Raw genomic sequence first — 18,471 nt, 5'->3', positions numbered from 1 at the left:
ATGATTGAACTGCGCGGCGTGAGCAAACGTTTCGGCCGCCGACAGGCCGTGGACGGACTCGACCTCGAAGTGCCGGCGGGCGAAATTTTTGGCCTGCTGGGCCACAACGGCGCCGGCAAAAGCACCGCCATTGGCATGATGCTCGGCCAGGTATGGCCCGATGCCGGCGAAGTGCGCCTGCTCGGACACGATGTCACCTCCAACCGCCGGCGGGCGCTGGAAAAAGTCGGCGCCATTTTCGAGACGCCCGCCTTCTATGATTACCTCTCCGGCTGGCGTAATCTGGAAATCCTCAGCTCTTTCACCGCCCCCACGCCGCGCCGGCGTATTCAGGAAGTTATTGAATGGGTCGGTTTGCAAGGGCGCGAGCATCACCCCGTGCGCACCTACTCCCACGGCATGCGCACGCGCCTGGCGCTGGCCCAAGCATTGCTGCCACAACCTGACCTCCTGATTCTGGATGAACCCGGCGACGGCCTCGACCCGGAGGGCATCCACGAGATGCGCCACACCATCCTCCGGCTGCGGCGTGAACTGGGGCTTACCATCCTGCTCTCCTCCCATCTGCTTAACGAGGTCGAGCAGCTCTGCACCCGCATTGCCGTCCTGCACCAGGGGCGCAAAGTCTATGAAGGCCCCCTGGCGCATGTCTGCCAGCCAGGCGACTGGTGGCGCTTGCGCACCTCCGATTTCGCGCGCGCCACGCAACTGCTGCAAACCGCCGGACTGATTCAAGACATGCGCGACGGCCAGGCCATCCAGCTCTCCCCGCGCGCCACCAGCCCGGAGGTGGTCCGCTGCCTGGTGGAGGCCGGCCTGCCGGTAATCGAAATCGCCCCCGAGGAGCAAAACCTCGAGCACTTTTATCTCGCCCTCATGCACCGCGAACGCGCCGCCGGGGCCATGGCGCGGTAAACGGGCCTCCTTATGTTATACCACCAATTTCGCGGCGAGCTGTGGAAGTTGTTTGGCAAAAAGCGCACCTACATCGGCTTTGCCATGTTTCTCCTCGCCCAAAACGCCATCAGTCTCGGCTTCAAATTCACCACCGCCACCGGCCACATTGAACGCTTGCTGAACCAGAATGGCTACCTGGCCGAGTCCTTCATCAGTGCCCTGACCATTGCGGTCATCATGATGGTCATGATTGCCATCTTCCTCCTCCCGCTTTATTCGGCCCTGGTGGGGGGTGATTTCGTAGCCAAGGAAAGCGAGGACGGCACCTTGCGCATGATTCTCTGCCGCCCCATCTCCCGCTGGCGCCTGCTGGCGGTCAAGTGGCTCGCCGGCTGTGTCTTTTCCGCGCTCCTGGTCCTGGCGCTCGGCGGCTTTGGCCTGCTGTCCGCCCGCCTCTGGTTTCCCTGGGGCGGCCTCTTCGTTTTCGCCCCGGAGCAATCCATCTTCAGCGTGTTCAACGCCCAGGACGGCTTTGCCCGTTACCTCCTGGCCCAGGTTTTCCTCATCCCCGAAGCCGTGACCATCATGACGCTGGCCTTCATGTTCAGTTGTTTCAACATCAAGCCCGCCGCCGCCACCATCCTGGCCATGTCCGTCGTGCTCATCAGCTTCATCCTCCAACACATCCCCTACTTCCGCGATTATCAAAACTGGATTCTCACCTACCACCTGAACATCTGGGTTTTCATCTTCGAGGAAACCATCCCCTGGTGGCGCATCGGCCAGTCCCTGAGCCTGCTGGTGGGATTCAACGCCACCTTTTTCATGATTGGCGCCACCGTCTTCCACCTGCGCGACATCAAAAGTTGATTCACCGGCCGCTCGCGGGGGCAAACTTGAGCTGCGGATTCATCTGCTGCAACAAGGCCGCCGTGGGCTCGCCGCCGAACTGCCGCCAGTACAGCTCCTTGAAGGGGTTAATCTTCGGCCCGACCGCCATTTCATTCACCAGGCACGGCTGGATTTCCTCCCACCACCGGTCATAAAACGCGGCCATCTTCTCCACCACCTCCGGTTGTTGCTGCGCCAGGTTGCGGGTCTGGCCGGGGTCCGCGCGCAAATCGTACAACTCCCATGTGCCCGCCGTCTTGCCTGCGCTCACCAACTGGTACGGGCCGTAACGCACGCTGCATTGGCTATACTTGGCTCCGGCGGCCTTCCCGGTGGGCCATCGCCCGAGATGGGTGACGAGGAAACGATCCGGCCACGGCGCCGCGGGATTCAGCAGCAGCGGCGCCAAACTGCGCCCGTCCCATTGACGGGCCACGGCCGCCGGCACTTTTGCCCCGGCGATTTCCAGCAACGTGGGCATGATGTCCACGTGCGCCGCCAGCGGCGCGATGTCCCCTGGCGGCAGCACGCCCGGCCAGCGCCAAAACGATGCCGCCCGCACCCCGCCCCACCACGGCGTGCCCTTCTGGCCGCGCATCCCCGCATTAAAAACAGACACCCCCTGCGTCCCGCCGTTGTCATTCATGAAAATGATTAACGTGTCGCGCTCCAATCCCCACACCTGCAGCCGCGCCAGCAGCCGGCCCACGTTGTCATCCAGATTGGCAATCATGCCAAAGAATTTGGCCACATTCGTGGGCACCCGCCCGGCGTAAAGCGCCTCATATTCGGCTGGCACGTCCAAGGGGGTATGGGGGGCATTAGGCGTAATCATGGTAAAAAACGGGCCGTGCCGGCGCGCCTCGTCCATCCAGGTGATGGCCCGCGTAAAAAAGACATCCGTGCAATACCCGGTGGTTTTGACAAAGCGCCCATTGTGCAATATCACCGGGCTGAAATAACTGTTGTCCGGCGCGTCGCCGCAACTGCCGGGGTAGGTCTGCCCGATGCCCCCCGCCCCATGAATAAAAAACTCCCCAAACCCGCGCCGGTCCGGCCAGTACTCACGCTCATCCCCCAGATGCCACTTGCCAAAAATGCCCGTCTGGTATCCCGCCTGCCGCAGCAGCTCCGCCAGCGTGACGGCGCCCGGAGCCAGGCGCTCGCGCTCATAAATGGTATGGGTGACGCCCGATTTGAATTCATGCCGGCCCGTTAAAATCGCAGCCCGGGTGGGCGAGCAGGTGGGGCTGACCAAGAAATCCAGAAACCGGCGGCCTTCAGCATGCAGGCGGTCCAAATTGGGGGTTTTCAGGACAGGATTACCGTGGCAGGACATATCGCCGTAACCCTGGTCATCAGTCAGGATAAGAATGATGTTGGGCCGGCGGCCGGCCAGCGCGGAAACGGGCGCCCGGCCCTCAGCGGCAGCCAAAGCCCAGGTCAAACCAGCCACCAAAACCAACGCCGGAAACAGGAGTTTTCGTTTCATGGATTTCCGGGGGCATTATTTGCATTATAGGCAAAACCGCAAAAACAAAATCCCGCCCCCGCGGGCAGGGCACGGGAAGGCTTCGGACACCGGCGGCGTGATAAATCGCTTGCGCGCGCCTGCGATTTGCATTAGCAAAAGGCCGTGCAACGTAAAAAAACCAACCTTAACTGAACGGATTCCCTTATGGCTTCTGCTGCATTTCCTCAAATCAAGAAAATCGAATACGAAGGCCCCAAATCCAAAAACCCGCTGGCATTCAAGTATTACAATCCGGACGAGGTGGTGGAAGGGAAAACCATGAAGGAACACCTCCGTTTCTCGGTGGTGTACTGGCACACCTTCCGCGGGCGCGGCGTGGACCCATTTGGCGCCGGCACCATGATCCGGCCCTGGGACGACGGCACAGACTCGCTCAAAAACGCCCAGCGCCGCGTGCGGGTCGCCTTCGAGTTCATGCAAAAATTGCAGGCGCCCTTCTATGCCTTCCATGACCGCGACGTGGCGCCGGAGGGAAAAAACCTGCGCGAAACCAATAAGAACCTGGATGCCGTCGTCAAGGTGCTCAAAGAGGAACAGCAGCGCACCGGCATCAAACTGCTGTGGGGCACGGCCTGCCTGTTTGCCCATCCGCGCTACGTCCACGGCGCCGCCACCAGTTGCAACGCCGATGTGTTTGCCTACGCCGCCGCGCAGGTCAAGAAATGCCTCGAAGTCACCCATGAGCTCGGCGGCGCGGGCTACGTCTTCTGGGGCGGCCGCGAAGGCTACTCCACTCTCTACAACACCGACATGAAGCGGGAGCTTGAGCACCTCGCCAAATTCCTGCACATGGCCGTGGACTACAAAAAGAAAATCGGCTTCCAGGGACAGTTCTACATCGAGCCCAAACCCAAGGAACCCACCAAGCACCAGTACGATTCCGATGCCGCCGCCTGCTTGAACTTCCTGCGCGAGTACGGCCTGAAGGACCACCTGAAGCTGAACCTCGAAACCAACCACGCCACCCTCGCCGGGCACACCATGCAGCACGAGCTGGAAGTGGCCGGCGCAGCGGGCGCCCTCGGCTCCATTGACGCCAACACTGGCGACGAGCTGCTGGGCTGGGACACCGACCAGTTCCCCACCAGCGTATATCTGACCACCCAGATCATGCTGACCATCCTCAAATATGGCGGCTTCACCACCGGCGGCGTGAACTTCGACGCCAAAGTCCGCCGTGAAAGCTTCGAGCCGATTGATCTCTTCCACGCCCACATCGGCGGCATGGACGCCTTTGCGCGCGGCCTCAAAATCGCCGCCGCCATCCGCAAAGACGGCCGCCTGGCGGAATTTGTCAAACAGCGTTACAGCTCCTGGGATTCCGGCATCGGCGCCAAAATCGAAAAGGGTGAAGTGGGCTTCGAGGAATTGGAAGCCTACATGCTCAAGAAAGGCGAGGCGGCCCCCAACACCAGCGGCCGCCAGGAATACCTGGAAAATCTCATCAACGAGTTCATCTGAGGTTGCCTCTTCTCGCCGGGAAACCTCCCTTTAACCACACGGCCGGGCCTGTCAGGCCCGGCCTTTTTCTTTGCTGAAAAGCGCCCAGCCAGCCCCCTGCCCCCCCGCCGGCCGGCAACCTCATTCCCCCGCCACCGGATAAACATCCAGCCGCCGGAAAAAGATTTCCGCCCCGTTGCTTTGCAGATAAATGCGCCCCGCACTGGGATAGGCCGATTCCCCGGCCAACACCGGCGTGTCATTCACCTTCACTCTCAACGTGGCCCCCAGCGCAATCACCTCCAGCGTATTCCATTCGCCATGCGGTTTTTCCAAATCTTCCTTGCCGCGGAAGCCGGTCTTGTCCACCACCTGCTCGGAGCCGGGGCGCTTGAACGTGTCATAACTCCGCACCTTGGTCTGGCCGTCCACCGTCAATTTGGCCCCCTCCAACACCACCACATCCCCCGTCTGCCCCTCGGCAATCTGGATTTCAATGGAGCGCATCCACACCTTGTCCTCCCCCACGCCATGAATGCACAAACCACTGTTGCGCGTGCGCTCCTTCCGCCGCCCCCACGTGGCCTCCCCCCACTTGAACTCGGCCACCAGCCGATAATTGGAGTAACTCCGGCGGGTGGCCAGGTAGCCCGTGCGCTGGCCGCTGATGCGCAACAGGCCATTGGTCAACGTGAATACTCCCTCCCTATCCGCAAAGGTGCCCTCCCGCTCCAGCCACGGATAAAACGCCGCCAAATCCCTGCCGTTCAGGAGTTGCTCCGGCTGCCGCACGGCCAGCGGCCGGTCCCGAAACCATCCCCAATACCTTTGCGTGTCGGCGGCCTGCCGCAATTGCGCCACCTTGTTGCTGTCCGCCCCCAAGCCCAAAAGCCACCCAAAAAACTCCTCGTCCGCCACCGGCGTAAGGACCGGCTGATTTGTCTCAGCGGCCGACGCCGGCCCCGCAGGGTTGGTCTGCCCGGCGGCCAGCCAGCCCAGCGCGCAAAAGCATCCCACCAGCATGCTCAGACCACGCAGGGCCAGAGCCCGAAAGCTTGCGTTAGAAATCATAGGGAAGGAATCGAATCATGCGGATGTAACCCGCATCATGCTCCGTGATGAGGATGTTGCCAAACGGGTCCAAAGCTATGGCGCGAATCTCGCTCACCTTGTATTCATTGGGCGTGTCATAAAACCACCGTCCATCCCCGGCATGGGATTCCCCGGCTTGATTCACCGCATCGCCGTTGAGCAGCCGGTAAATGATGCCCTCGCCATCCACATACGCCACCTGGCTCCCGCGGTCCGTCGCCAGCAAAAAGGCGCCCGTGGGCAGAAACGCCACCCCCCGCACCTGGTACAAGGGACAGTTGGTGGCCGGAATCCCGTCGGTAATGAACCCGGTGGTGCCGTTGCCGGCAATGACTTCACGCGCCGAGCCGTCGGGGGAAAAGCGGTACACCAGATGCTGCCCGCGCACCGTCACCACCAGCCGCCCCTGCGGGTCCATGGTGATATTGCCCAAGTCCGGCGCCAGCACCGCAAAATCCGTTACCTGCTGGTCCGCCGCCGTCCACCGCCGCACCCGGTCACTGGTGCAGTAATACACCACCTGCTCATCCTCGCTCACCCACAAGCCACGCCCGCCAAAGATGGGACCGTTGGGGTCCGTGAACACCGTCCGCATCATGCCATTCGTGTCCAGCCGCCGGATTTTTCCATTGTCCATGTCCAGGATATAAACCACCCCGTTAGTCAGCACATACAAGCCGTTGGGATGACTCAACGCCACCGCCGTGCCGTTGGTCAGGTAATCCGGCCCGTTGCCCCACGCATTCGGCCCGGCCAAACCCGTCCCCGCCACCGTCACAATCGTCCCATCCGGCCGGATTTTCCGGATGCCATGCGCGTCCTTGTCCGCAATGTAAATGTTGCCCCAACCATCCCCCATCGCCATGTGCGGACGGGAGAGCTGAGCCGCCGTGGCCGGCCCATTCTCATACGCCGGCTGCCACTTGTTCACATCCGCCGTGGTCACGCCGCCCGCGCCGGCAATGGTTTGGAGGATGGAATAACAACGGGTAAATCGCGCAAACCCCGCCGCACCACCCGACAAATCCACCGCGCGCACACGATAAAATCCTTGCGGCCCCTCCAGGGTAAACTGCAGCCCCAATTGCTCCTGCACCGAGTAATAACTGCGCCGGGGGGTCCAGAGGGGATTCGCCTCCAGACGGCTGGCCTGCTCCAGCACCACCACGCCGTTGGTGAAGGCGCCCTCCACGCGGCACTGCCCCGTGGGCGTGGGGGGCAGCATCACCAGCGGGCCTGCCTGCACAGCGCAGGCGAGGCCCAGCCACAAAAAACAACTGGACTTCATGCGGGGCAAGATTTACCTGGCCCCAAAACAGTACAGCACGCCGTCATCCGCGCCAATCACAAAACGGCCCTCCACCACCGCGGCGGCCCCTTTAATCGGCCTCCCAATCTCGTAACTCCAAAGCTGCCGGCCATCGGCCAGTGCCAGCACATACACCAAACCATCATCCGACCCCACCACCACCTTGTCCCCCGCCACCACCGGCGAGGCATCCACCTTCCCGCGGGTGGAGAAGGTCCACCGGCCCTGGCCCGTTTTGGCGTCCACGCAATGCACCCGCCGGTCACGCCCCCCAAACACCACCCGGTCCCCCTTCACCGCCGGCGAGCCAAAATAACCAAAACTGCGCTGCCGGTAGGTCCATAGATTGGTGCGCTGAGTGAGGTCCATGCACAAAAAAGCATTCTCCGCCTGCCCCAAATAAGCGCGGTTCTCGCTCACCGCCACCGACCCCGGCACAAACGCCGTGGCGTCCAGTTGCGCAATCTTCTCGCCCTTCTGCAAATCCACCACGTGCAGCAGGGCGTCGCAGCCCCCAAAATACGCGCGCCCATCCGCCACCGCCGCCGCCCCGTTGATGTAATTGCCGGTCTCATACACCCAGTTGGATTTGCCGGTGGCGGCGTCCACGCAATGCAGCCGGTTGTCGTGGCTGCCCACCAAAATGACCGTGCGCCCATTCACCTGGGCATAATTGGCGCCGCCGGTGATTTTTTCCTCCGTGAGATACTTCCAGAGCACTTGCCCATCACTGGCGCGGAGCGCGTACAGCGCGCCATCGAAGGCGCCAAAATATAACACGCCCTGGTGATACAACGCCGGCGCTTCAATGCTGTTGCTCGCCTTGTAACTCCACACCGGCGCGCCGTTGCTCAACCACAGCGCGTGAAATACCCCATCGCCCGCCCCGAAGAAAACCTTGCCCTCGGCTATGGCCGCCGCCCCCTTGATTTCCCCGCCCGCCTTGAACGTCCACAACAGCTCCGGCCGCTCCGGCAACTGCGCCGACGTCACGCCGGTCAATGCCGGATTGCCTTGAAACATGGGCCATGTATCGGCGGTCTGGGCGTGCGCGGCCATCACCCACAGGCAGGCTGCCCCAACCTGCAGCCATGCCCCCACTTTGCTGCCATGCCATGTGTTCATCGTGCGCTTATCCTACCATAAATTGGACGCTTTCGCAGGGCCGGATGCAAAAAAAATCAGGCCGGTCCGGGGACCGACCTGTTGCCTGCACCGCCGCCTTTACGACGCTTCCGCATGCCGTTTCCGCCGCGAATAGGCGTGCGTGGCATAGCCGTAAAAGACTTCGGCCGCTTCCATGAACGTTTCCGAAAGCGTTGGATGCGGATGGATGCACGCCGCCAAATCATGCGCCGTGGCTCCCATTTCCACCGCCAGCACCCCTTCGGCAATCAATTCCCCGGCCCCGTGCCCCACAATCCCCGCCCCCAAAATGCGCTCGCTCTCCGGGTCAATAATCAACTTGGTCATTCCCTCCGTCTTGTCGAAGGTCATCGCCCGCCCGCTGGCCGCCCACGGGAACTTGGCCACCTCCACCTTGATGCCCTTCTGCCGCGCTTCCTCCTCCGTCAACCCGCACCACGCCAGCTCCGGCTCGGTGAAGACCACCGCCGGAATGACCACATCCTTGAACACGCTGGCCTCGCCGCAGAGGCTTTCCACCGCCACCCGCGCCTCCTTGTGGGCCTTGTGCGCCAGCAGCACCCCGCCCGCGATGTCGCCAATGGCCAGCAACTTCGGGTCGGTCGTCTCCATCCGCTCGTTGACCTTGATGAATCCCTTTTCATCACGAATGACCCGCGTGTTTTCCAGCCCAATATCCTCGCCGTTGGGCACGCGGCCCACCGAAACCAGCACGCGGTCGTACAGCTCCTCCACCCGCTCGCCGTTCACGTCCATCAGGACGCGGATTTGTTTGCCGGCGGTGGACATGTCCAGCACGCGGGTCTTCACGCGCAGCTCCCGGAAATTCTTTTTCGCATAGTTGACCACCGGACGCGCCAGGTCCGGGTCCGCGCCCGACAAAATGTTGTCCAGCGCCTCCACCACCGTCACGCGGCTGCCCAGCGCCGCATACACCGTCCCCAGCTCCATGCCGATGTAACCGCCCCCAATCACCAGCAAGTCCGGCGGAATGTCCGGCAATTCCAGCGCCTCGCGCGAGGTCATCACGCGGGGATTCCCCAAATCAAAGGCCCGCGGCATGGCCGGTTTGCTGCCCACGGCGATGATGGCTTTGTCATAGGTCAGAAACTTCTGCCCCTCGGGTGTCTCCACCCGCAACAAATCCGAGCTTTCAAAATACCCCCGCCCCGTCATGACCGTCACCTGCCGCATTTTGGCCAGGCTCGCCACGCCATTGCCCAGCCGCTGCAACACGGAATCCTTCCAGGCCCGCAGTTTGCCCACGTCAATGCGCGGCTCGCCAAAAACAATGCCGTGTTCGGCAAAGGTTTTCGCCTCCGTCAGCACCTTGGTGGCGTGCAACAAGGCCTTGGAGGGGATGCACCCTTCATTCAGGCACACCCCGCCCAGCCGCGGCGATTGGTCCACCAGAATGACCTTCTTGCCCAAATCCGCAGCGTAAAACGCCGCCGCATATCCGCCCGGGCCGGCGCCCAGGACGACCAAATCAGTCTTGATAGGTTCCATAAAGTGAAACACGCCATCGCTTGCGATGGCCGGTTGGTTGGCTCGCGGATTAAATTTTCACCCAATCCGCCGGGAAATTCTCCAGCAACGCCCGCAATTCCGTGATGAACCGCGCCGCCTGCGCCCCGTCCACCAGTCGGTGGTCATAGGACAGCGCCAGCGGCAGCAGCGTGCGCGGGGCCAGCGAGCCCTCAGGCTGCACCACCGGTTTCAACGCCCCGCGGCCCAGCCCCAGAATGGCGCACTCCGGCTTGTTGACGATGGGCGTAAAATGCCCGCCGCCCAACGGGCCTTGATTCGAGATGGTGCAGGTGCCCCCTTGCATGTCCGCCGGCGCCAGCTTCCGCTCCCGCGCCTTGTTGGCCACCTCCACCAGCGCCAGCGACAACTCCAGCAGACTCTTGCGGTCCGCATCACGAATCACCGGCACCAGCAGCCCCGCCTCGGTGTCCACCGCAATCCCAATATGGTAATAATTCTTGTACACAATCTCCTGCGTGGCCTCATCCAGACTGCTGTTGAAAATGGGATGCTTCTTCAGGACCGCCACCAGCGCCATCATCGCAAAACCGGTCAGCGTCAGCCGCGCCCCCTTGGCCTCATAGGCCGCCGCATACTGCTGTCGCAACGCCAGCACCCCGGTAATGTCCGCCTCATCAAACTGCGTCACCTGCGGCAGCGTGTTCACGCTTTCCACCAGCCGCCGCGAAAGCACCTGCCGCAACGGACTGAACGGCGCGCGCGTCACCGGCCCCCATTGCGCAAAGTCTATGCTCACCGGCGCCGCCGCCGGACCGGCGGCGGCGGGCGCGGCCGGGGCGCTTCGCCCCTTCTCCGCCGCGCGAATCAGGCCCTGAATGTACCGGCGCAAATCCTCCATCACAATGCGCCCGCCGTGTTGCGAGCCTTTCACCCGCCGCAAATCAATGCCCAGCTCGCGGGCCAGCTTGCGGATGGTGGGCGAGGCGGGCGGCGTGAAATACTGCTCGGTGCTCTCCACCGTGGGGGTCGCTTCGGCTTCACCCTCCTCCTCCTCGACGGGCGCCACCTCCTCCGCCGGCACAGGAGCCGCCGGGCGTGCCGCCGTGGCCCGCGGTTTGGCCGCCGCCGGCGCAACGGCCGAAACGGTGGCGGGGGCCCCCGCGCCACTGACCGTCAAAATCACCATGCCGGGAGTGATTTTATCCCCCACCTTCACGCGGATGGACTCCACTTTCCCGCCGGCGCTGGCCGGAATCGAGGCCACCGCCTTGCCGGTCTCCAGCTCAATGATGTTTTGGCCCTCGCTGATCTCGTCACCCACATTGACCAGGATGCTGACCACCACGCCCGATTCAGCGCCTTCGCCCAGATTTGGCAGCTTGATGTCCATACTCAAAGCTCAATTGATGCCTGTTGGCCAGACCGGACGCCGCCCGGCTGGCAAACCTCAAGGGGGAATCAAAGCCCAACTTTACCCCTTCTGGCAAATGATTTTCTTTATCCATCCACCCACGCGGCCGGCTGGCCTCCGCAACCGGGGCGCACCAGCGGCCAATACCCCGCCCTCCCCCCCTGATAGGCGCTCGCTGCGCCCGCCGTCATTTTTCCAAAAAAACCGCTTGTCAAAGGGGCTGTTCGTGGTAATTTCCCGCACTCTATTGGATTTTGACTATGAAGTCGGGAATACATCCGAAATATGTGGACGCGGAAATCCGTTGCGCCTGCGGCAATGTGATTAAAACCCGCTCGACCAAGCCGACCATCATCATCGGCATCTGCAACAAGTGCCATCCGTTTTACACCGGACAGCAGAAGTTTGTGGACACCGCCGGCCGCGTGGACAAGTTCCAGCAGCGTCTGGCCAAGACCCAGGCCGCGCAGGCGGCCGCCGCCGCGGCCACCAAGAAGAAGCGGAAATAGCCTTTCTCCACCCGCGCGCCCGCAAGGCTCCCCCCTTGCGGGCGTGGTGTTTTTACCGGCCATGGATTTGCGGCCTTTTATCGAAAAGTTTGCTCAACGGCTGGCGGATGTGGAGGCCCAACTGGGCGACCCGCGCGTCTTCGACCAGCCCCAGCGCGCCCAGGAGCTCGCCCGCGAGCACGCCCGCCTCAAGGAATTGACCGCCGCCGGCGCCGCCTGGCTCAAGGCCACCGCCGACCTCGCCGCCAGCCGGGACTTGTTGCGCTCCGAACCCCCCGGCTCCGAGCTGGCTCTGCTGGCCCAGGATGAAACCGCCCGCCTGGAAAAAGAGCTGGAGCGTCTGACCCTCCAAATCCAGCGCGGCCTCCTCCCCCCGCACCCGGCAGACTCCCGCAACACCATCATGGAAATCCGCGCCGGCGCAGGCGGCGCCGAGTCGGCCCTCTTTGCCGCCGATTTATTCCGCATGTACACCCGCTACGCCGAGGCCCGCGGCTGGAAAGTGGAATCCCTGGACTCGAATCCCTCCGATTTGGGCGGCTTCAAGGAAATCATTTTCAGCATAAGCGGCACGGACGTGTACCAGCGGCTCAAATTTGAAAGCGGCGTGCACCGCGTCCAGCGCGTCCCGGCCACCGAAGCCCAGGGCCGCATCCACACCAGCACCGTCACCGTGGCCGTGCTGCCCGAGGCCCAGGAAGTGGACATCGAAATCAAGCCGGATGAGCTGGAAATCAACGTGTGCCGCGCCTCCGGCAAGGGCGGCCAGGGGGTGAACACCACCGACAGCGCCGTGCAAATCATCCACAAACCCACCGGCCTGATGGTCCGCTGCGCCGACGAACGCTCCCAGCAGAAAAACAAGGCCAAGGCCCTCACCGTCCTGCGCTCCCGCCTGCTCGAACGCAAAATCGCCGAGGAAAACGCCAAATACGCCGCCCAGCGCAAGGAACAAGTGGGCACCGGCGAGCGCAGCGAAAAAATCCGCACCTACAATTTCCCCCAAAACCGCGTCACCGACCACCGCATTGACCTGACCATCTACAATTTGCAGGTCATCATGGACGGGGAACTGGACACGCTGATTGACGCCCTGTTGCGCGACGAAGTGCAGCGGAAACTGGCCGCTCTGGACCAAAAACTCCAGACCGTGAACGGTTAACCCCCCGCCTCCCCCTCAATCAAACCATTCGTCCGCCGGATCAAAGGCGGGCACCGGAATGTTCAGCAGGGTCAGCCGGCCCACGGCACGATGCCGGCAGCCGGGCTGGATGTAAATGGCCGTCAGCGGTTTGACGGGATAAAGCTCCCCATCCAGCTCCACGTGGCCCTCCCCCTCCAGAATCACATAAATCTCCGTCATCTTCTTGTGGTAGTGGGCCTTGGCATCGGACTCAATCTGGACGATATGCACACTGGCGGCGTTGCCGCTTTCCGCAAACGCCCGCCGGGCATGGCCGCACGGACAGCGCACCGCCGTCAGCGCATCCAACTGGGCCATCTGAAATCGCTTCATACCCGGGGAGGAATTATGGTTTCACGCTGTTTTTCTGCCGGAGCAGCGTGTCCACATGCCGGCAGACCTCATTTAACTCCCGCGCATTAATGGCGCCCGCCACATAATGCGCCGCCGCGTTGCGCAACATGGTGGCCTCCACCGACGGCAGGTTTTGGCAGACCGGCTCCAAAATCTTCGCCAGCACCCGGGCAAAGGTGTTGCCATTGAAAAAGGCGAATGGATTGGCCGCATGACAGCGTCGGCACAAGTCCAGAAACTCGCGGAAGGTCATCCGCTGCTGCCGCGCCGTCTCCCACCACTGCCGCGTGCTGTCATGGCCCGGCCCCGGCCGGTGCGGGGTCTCCGGTTTGGCGCACAATTCACGGTTGATTTCCCCCACGGTTTCCCAGGGGTGGTCCGCCAGCCAGGCTTCTTTGGTATTCAGTTCCACGGCAATTACTTCGACATTATTTCAGCTCCCTCAGGGCAGGGTGCCGGGGAGCAGTCCCAGCTTAAATGCCACCGGGCCGCAGGGTCAATACGCTTTCGTTTGACAAATGAATGTCCCTTGGGGACATTCGTCCAACTTTTAGCATGAACATGAAACTATCAGTTGCCAGAATGACCGCAAAAGTCCCGGCCACCCTCGTGGCTTCCCTGGCGGCCGTCACCTTGTTGTCAGCCGCCTCGACTCCCGTGTGGGTCTATGAAAATAAATATGAATTGGTGATAAACGGCGATTTTGATGGTGATGGCCGCCAGGACGTCGCCCTGGTGGACCGCCCCACCGGCAACTACCGCATCGGCTACCAACTGAAAGACGGCCAGCTTACCTGGGCCATGGCCCGTCCCAGCCGCATCCTTTATGTCACCGGCCTGAGTGCCGGCCGCTTGTTGGACGCCGGCAAAGACGCCCTGGTGTTCTCCAGCGCCGATGGCGCCACCGTCCACATCGTGGATGCCGCCGACCTCAAAGTGGCCGGCCGCATGACCGTGGTGAAGCCAGACTGTCTGGGGCCGGCCACCGTCGTGGCGGTGGACATCGGCGGCGCGGGCAATACCCCCGAAGCCGACCTCTTTATCAACAGCATCTACAACGTGGACCCCGTCAACCTCTCCACCCTCTTCCGCAACACCGGCGGGAAATTATCTCAAATGGCCGAGGTCGAAGCCCCCGGCGCGTTAAGCGGCGCCCAGCGTATCGCCCTGCAGGACGGCGGCCCGGAGCTGATTGTTGCAATCATCCCCGGCAAGGAAAAATCCTCCCTCGTCTTCCTCTCCCTGGCCTCCGGCAAACCGGAAGTGGTCTCCAAGGCCGATGACCTGCCCGGCAACGCCGCCTTCGCCATGGGCCGCTTTGGCAACACCCTCGGCGCGCTCGTGTACAAACCCGGCGAGCCCGCCCTGCACTATCGCCCCCTCGAAACCACCGGCGGCAAGCCCGCCCTGGGCAAGGCGGCCGCCTTCAACCTCCCGCGCGCCATCCACCAGATTTTCGTGGCCGGCCAGCATCTGCTCGCCATTCACGGCACCAACGAACCCGCCGCCATCTATGCTTTCGACGGCGCCAAGGCCCCGGTGGAAGTCCTGAGCATCACCCCCAAACCGGGTGAAATGGTGACCGGCGGTTTTGTGGCCGGCCCCGTCTTGGGGGCGTTGTTCCGCATCGAAAAAAGCCGCTTCAAATACTCCACCCGTTTTGAGCTGTACAGCCTGGCCGGCGGCAAAGTCACCCCGGCAAGTGGCGGTGACCTGCCCCCCTGCGAAGTGACCGATGCCTTCCTCGTCCCGGAATTGCACCGGATGATTTCCGCCCATCTGGACATCAAGGACGAGGCCGCCATGGCCCCCTACACCAACACCATCCCCGGCAGCCCCGTCAAATACGTCATGCTCCCCATCAAGGGCGGCGAATTCCTCATGGGCAGCCCCGCCAACGAAAAAGGCCGCAAACCCGATGAAGGCCCCCAGCACAAGGTCAAGGTGGACTCCTTCTGGATGGGCAAATTTGAAGTCACCTGGAACGAATACGAGCTGTTTATGTATCCAGACGACGAGAAAAAACTGCGCAGCGATTTCCCCACCAATCCCGAGCGCGACCGCCTGTCCGACCAGATTACCCGGCCCTCCAAGCCTTATGTGGAAATGAGCTTCGGCATGGGCAAGGATGGTTTCCCGGCCATTGCCATGACCCAGCACGGCGCCAACAAGTACTGCATGTGGCTCAGTTCCAAGACCGGCCACTACTACCGCCTGCCCACCGAGGCCGAATGGGAATATGCCTGCCGCGCCGGCACCACCACCGCCTATTCCTTCGGCGACGATGAAGCCAAACTCGAAGAATATGCCTGGTTCGAGAAAAACAGCGAGGAAGGTGGCGACTGGAAATACCACAAGGTGGGCCTCAAAAAACCCAACCCCTGGGGACTGCACGACATGCACGGCAACGTCGCCGAGTGGTGCCTCGACCAGTACCTCCCCGATTATTCCGCCCGCGCCAACGGCGCCGTCAACCCGTGGGTGGTGGCCACCAAACCGTACCCCCACGTCGCCCGCGGCGGCAGCTACGACTTTGAAGCCGCCGCCTGCCGCAGCGCCGCCCGCATCGCCTCCACGCCCGACTGGAAGGCCCAGGACCCCCAACTGCCCAAGAGCGTGTGGTACCTGACCGACGCCAAATTCATCGGCTTCCGCCTCGTCCGGCCCCTCAAGCTCCCGCCGCCGGAAGTGATGGAAAAAACGTGGATTAGCGGCGTGGAAAAAGATTAAACGCGGCCGCGCGAATCTCGCCCGGCGTTGCCGCCACCGCGGTAACGCCGGTTTTTTTTGGACCGCGTCAGCGCGCTCAAAGTTGACCCCTCCCCTGGGACGGGATGGGGCTGGACTTCACTCCGCCGGCCGCCAGCGGCGCAGCGCCTGCACCAGCCCCTCGATGGTGTGCTCCCTCGCCTCCACCGTGGGCGTGACGTTCAGCCGCTGCAAGGCTTTGGAAGTTTCCGGACCAATGCTGGCTGTTTTAAGCCGCGGAAATTGTGCCAGGCAGGCCGGCAAATCAAACCGCGCGTGAAAATGCTCCACCGTCGAGCTGCTGGTGAAGGTAATCCAATCCGCTCCCTCTTCCTTGAACCGCTCGGCCGCGCCGGTCACATCTTCCGTCTCCGCCACCGTCCGGTAACAGGCCACATCATCCACAATGGCCCCCATTTCCGACAGCAGACGCGGCAGCTCGGGGTTGGCCGTTTCAGCCCGCAGCAGCAATATTTTCAAATTTTCCACGCTGCCATGCTCCCGAATCGCCTGCGCCACCTGCTTGGCCAGGTATTGCCGCGGCATGGCGTCCACCCGCAAATGCAGCTCCTGTAATTTGGCCGCCGTCGCCGGCCCGATGGCCGCCAGCCGCACATTGCCCAGCGCCCGCACATCGCCAAATACCTTGAAAAAATAATCAAAAAAGGCCGTGACCCCGTTGGGACTGGTGAACACCAGCCAGTCATAACACCCTATCCCCTCCAGCGCGTCCTTCAAATCCTCCAGTTGCTGGCGGTCTGTCAGCGGAGCGATTTTGATGGTGGGAATCTCCAGCACATCGGCCCCCAATTCCAGAAGCTGCCGCGAAAGCTGGCTGGCCTGCTCGCGCGTGCGCGTCACCACAATCCGCTGGCCAAACAGCGGACGGTGCTCAAACCAGTTCAACCGCTCCCGCAAATGCACCACCTCGCCAATCACCGTCACCGCCGGCGCGGTGAATCCCCGCTCCGCCGCCAGGTCCGCGATGGTGGCCAGCGTGCCCACCAGCGACTCCTGCCGCCCCGTCGTGCCCCACCGCACCATCCCCACCGGCGTCGCCCCGTCCATGCCATGCCGCATCAATTCCTCCGCAATCTCCCGGATGCGCTCCACCCCCATCAAAATCACCTTCGTTCCCGGCGTGCGCGCCAGTTGCGCGTAATCCAGAGACGTCCCCCCTTTGGTGGGGTCCTCGTGGCCCGTGAATACCGTGAAGGAAGAGCAGCAGCTCCGGTGCGTCAGCGGAATGCCGGCGTAGTTGGGCGCGGCATAAATGGACGAAATGCCCGGCACCACCTCAAAAGGAATCCTGGCCGCCGCCAGCTCTTCGGCTTCTTCCCCGCCCCGGCCAAACAAATAAGGGTCCCCCCCTTTGAGCCGCACCACCGTTTTCCCTTCGCGCGCCTTTTGCACCAGCAACGCATTGAGCTGCTCTTGCGGAATGGCGTGCGCCCGGGCCCGCTTGCCGCCATAGATGATTTCCGCCGTGGGCGGCGCCAGCCGCAACAATTCCGGATTCACCAGCGCGTCATAAACCACCACATCCGCCCGGCCCAGCAGCTCCGCGCCGCGCAGGGTCAACAATCCGGCATCTCCCGGTCCTGCCCCCACCAAATAAACTGTGCCTGCCGCTTTCACACCCCCAGTCTAGGCGCGCCCGGCCCAACGCGCAATGCCCGCTTTGGCCCCTTGCCTCCCCCATTTTTGCGCGTGACAACCGCCGGGCCGCATGGTCTAAACGCAGCCCATGAGTCTGGAAACGGATTTCGTGCCGGCGGCGGAAAAAGATTCCCGATGGCTGATGTTGGTGTTGCATGGCCTGGGCGACAGCATGGAAGGCTACCGATGGCTGCCCGAAGCCATGGGGCTGCCCTGGCTGAATTACTTGCTGGTCAATGCCCCCGACCCCTATTTCATGGGCTATTCCTGGTTTGATTTCCCGGGTGACCCCATGCCCGGTGTGCGCCGCAGCTACCAGCTCCTGGCCAGTCTCCTCGACGCCCAGCGCCAGGCCGGCTTTCCCTCCCCCCAAACGTACCTCTTCGGCTTCAGCCAGGGCTGCCTGATGACCTGGGTCACCGGCGTGAAATACCCCCACCGCCTCGCCGGCTGTGTCGGCATCAGCGGTTTCCTGCCCGACCCCGAGGCCCTGCTGCGGGAAAAATCGCCCCTCGCCCACGAGCAGCGCTTCCTCATCACCCACGGCACCCTGGACCCCCTGCTACCCTTCGCCGCCGCCAAGGCCCAGGCCCGCCAGATGCAGGCCGCCGGCATTCAGGTGGAATGGCACGAGTTCGCCAAGGCCCATACCATCGCCGGCGAGGCCGAAATGGCCGTCATCCGCCGTTTTGTCGAACGCTGCCGGGCAGCTGCCGGTTAACCCGGAGCTTGCGGGATGCCTGAAAGCCGGTATGTTGGGGGCGGGGAGGCGCTCAGCGCGCGCTGGTCAAGCAGCCGCCGTTGGCG

At 62.7% G+C, this 18,471-nt stretch carries 16 protein-coding genes; 7 read left to right on the top strand and 9 right to left on the bottom strand.

Going from position 1 to position 18,471, the window contains the following annotated elements:
- Together NXS98_RS17410 and NXS98_RS17405 are read left to right on the top strand one after the other, a co-directional pair.
- Entirely contained in the window at window positions 1–915 is a 915-nt protein-coding gene (locus NXS98_RS17410) for an ABC transporter ATP-binding protein (RefSeq protein WP_283846331.1), read from the top strand.
- A 12-nt stretch (window positions 916–927) separates the two neighbouring features.
- A complete protein-coding gene (locus NXS98_RS17405; RefSeq protein ID WP_283846330.1) occupies window positions 928–1,767 on the top strand; it encodes an ABC transporter permease in 840 nt (279 codons plus the stop codon).
- A 1-nt stretch (window position 1,768) separates the two neighbouring features.
- Here NXS98_RS17405 and NXS98_RS17400 read toward each other — a convergent pair whose 3' ends face one another.
- Window positions 1,769–3,280, bottom strand: coding sequence for an arylsulfatase (locus tag NXS98_RS17400; protein WP_283846329.1), 1,512 nt, complete (start codon window positions 3,278–3,280; stop codon window positions 1,769–1,771).
- Window positions 3,281–3,466: 186 nt separating this feature from the next.
- On the opposite strand from NXS98_RS17400, the gene xylA reads away from it, so the two are divergent.
- Window positions 3,467–4,783, top strand: coding sequence for a xylose isomerase (gene xylA / locus NXS98_RS17395; protein ID WP_283846328.1), 1,317 nt, complete (start codon window positions 3,467–3,469; stop codon window positions 4,781–4,783).
- A gap of 120 nt (window positions 4,784–4,903) precedes the next feature.
- On the opposite strand, the gene NXS98_RS17390 is transcribed toward xylA, so the two are convergent.
- The 5 genes from NXS98_RS17390 to NXS98_RS17370 all read right to left on the bottom strand — a co-directional run bounded on the left by NXS98_RS17390 (window position 4,904) and on the right by NXS98_RS17370 (window position 11,190).
- Complete coding sequence (locus NXS98_RS17390) at window positions 4,904–5,833, bottom strand: 3-keto-disaccharide hydrolase (RefSeq protein WP_283846327.1); 930 nt, start codon at window positions 5,831–5,833, stop codon at window positions 4,904–4,906.
- Window positions 5,823–7,142: an NHL repeat-containing protein gene (locus tag NXS98_RS17385; RefSeq protein WP_283846326.1), complete on the bottom strand. Its 1,320-nt coding sequence runs from the start codon at window positions 7,140–7,142 to the stop codon at window positions 5,823–5,825. Before NXS98_RS17385 ends, NXS98_RS17390 begins: the two co-directional genes overlap by 11 nt.
- Window positions 7,143–7,154: 12 nt before the next feature.
- A complete protein-coding gene (locus NXS98_RS17380; RefSeq protein ID WP_283846325.1) occupies window positions 7,155–8,288 on the bottom strand; it encodes a BamB-related PQQ repeat family beta-propellar protein in 1,134 nt (377 codons plus the stop codon).
- Between the two features lie 99 nt (window positions 8,289–8,387).
- Window positions 8,388–9,818, bottom strand: coding sequence for a dihydrolipoyl dehydrogenase (lpdA, locus tag NXS98_RS17375; RefSeq protein ID WP_283846324.1), 1,431 nt, complete (start codon window positions 9,816–9,818; stop codon window positions 8,388–8,390).
- A gap of 49 nt (window positions 9,819–9,867) precedes the next feature.
- The gene (locus tag NXS98_RS17370) at window positions 9,868–11,190 is read right to left on the bottom strand and encodes a 2-oxo acid dehydrogenase subunit E2 (RefSeq protein ID WP_283846323.1); all 1,323 of its coding nucleotides are present in this window, start codon (window positions 11,188–11,190) and stop codon (window positions 9,868–9,870) included.
- Between the two features lie 281 nt (window positions 11,191–11,471).
- Here NXS98_RS17370 and rpmE point away from each other — a divergent pair, with 281 nt between their 5' ends.
- Complete coding sequence (gene rpmE, locus NXS98_RS17365) at window positions 11,472–11,720, top strand: 50S ribosomal protein L31 (protein WP_283846322.1); 249 nt, start codon at window positions 11,472–11,474, stop codon at window positions 11,718–11,720.
- 61 nt (window positions 11,721–11,781) lie between these two features.
- Window positions 11,782–12,882 carry a peptide chain release factor 1 gene (gene prfA, locus NXS98_RS17360; protein ID WP_283846318.1) on the top strand — a complete coding sequence of 367 codons (1,101 nt, stop codon included), beginning with the start codon at window positions 11,782–11,784 and terminating at the stop codon, window positions 12,880–12,882.
- A gap of 15 nt (window positions 12,883–12,897) precedes the next feature.
- Here prfA and NXS98_RS17355 read toward each other — a convergent pair whose 3' ends face one another.
- Window positions 12,898–13,236 (bottom strand): cupin domain-containing protein, encoded by a 339-nt coding sequence (locus NXS98_RS17355; RefSeq protein WP_283846317.1) that lies wholly within the window; start codon window positions 13,234–13,236, stop codon window positions 12,898–12,900.
- 13 nt (window positions 13,237–13,249) lie between these two features.
- Window positions 13,250–13,669: a hypothetical protein gene (locus tag NXS98_RS17350; protein WP_283846316.1), complete on the bottom strand. Its 420-nt coding sequence runs from the start codon at window positions 13,667–13,669 to the stop codon at window positions 13,250–13,252.
- 149 nt (window positions 13,670–13,818) lie between these two features.
- Here NXS98_RS17350 and NXS98_RS17345 point away from each other — a divergent pair, with 149 nt between their 5' ends.
- Entirely contained in the window at window positions 13,819–15,987 is a 2,169-nt protein-coding gene (locus tag NXS98_RS17345; RefSeq protein ID WP_283846315.1) for a formylglycine-generating enzyme family protein, read from the top strand.
- Between the two features lie 117 nt (window positions 15,988–16,104).
- On the opposite strand, the gene cobA is transcribed toward NXS98_RS17345, so the two are convergent.
- Complete coding sequence (gene cobA / locus NXS98_RS17340) at window positions 16,105–17,643, bottom strand: uroporphyrinogen-III C-methyltransferase (RefSeq protein ID WP_283846314.1); 1,539 nt, start codon at window positions 17,641–17,643, stop codon at window positions 16,105–16,107.
- A 109-nt stretch (window positions 17,644–17,752) separates the two neighbouring features.
- On the opposite strand from cobA, the gene NXS98_RS17335 reads away from it, so the two are divergent.
- Window positions 17,753–18,385 (top strand): alpha/beta hydrolase, encoded by a 633-nt coding sequence (locus NXS98_RS17335; RefSeq protein WP_283846313.1) that lies wholly within the window; start codon window positions 17,753–17,755, stop codon window positions 18,383–18,385.
- Window positions 18,386–18,471 lie beyond the last annotated feature (86 nt).

Origin of the sequence: Fontisphaera persica, from assembly GCF_024832785.1 — a bacterium.
GTDB lineage: Bacteria > Verrucomicrobiota > Verrucomicrobiia > Limisphaerales > Fontisphaeraceae > Fontisphaera > Fontisphaera persica.
The sequence above is the reverse complement of the archived record's forward strand: the minus strand, read 5'-3'. Positions and strand labels throughout refer to the sequence as shown.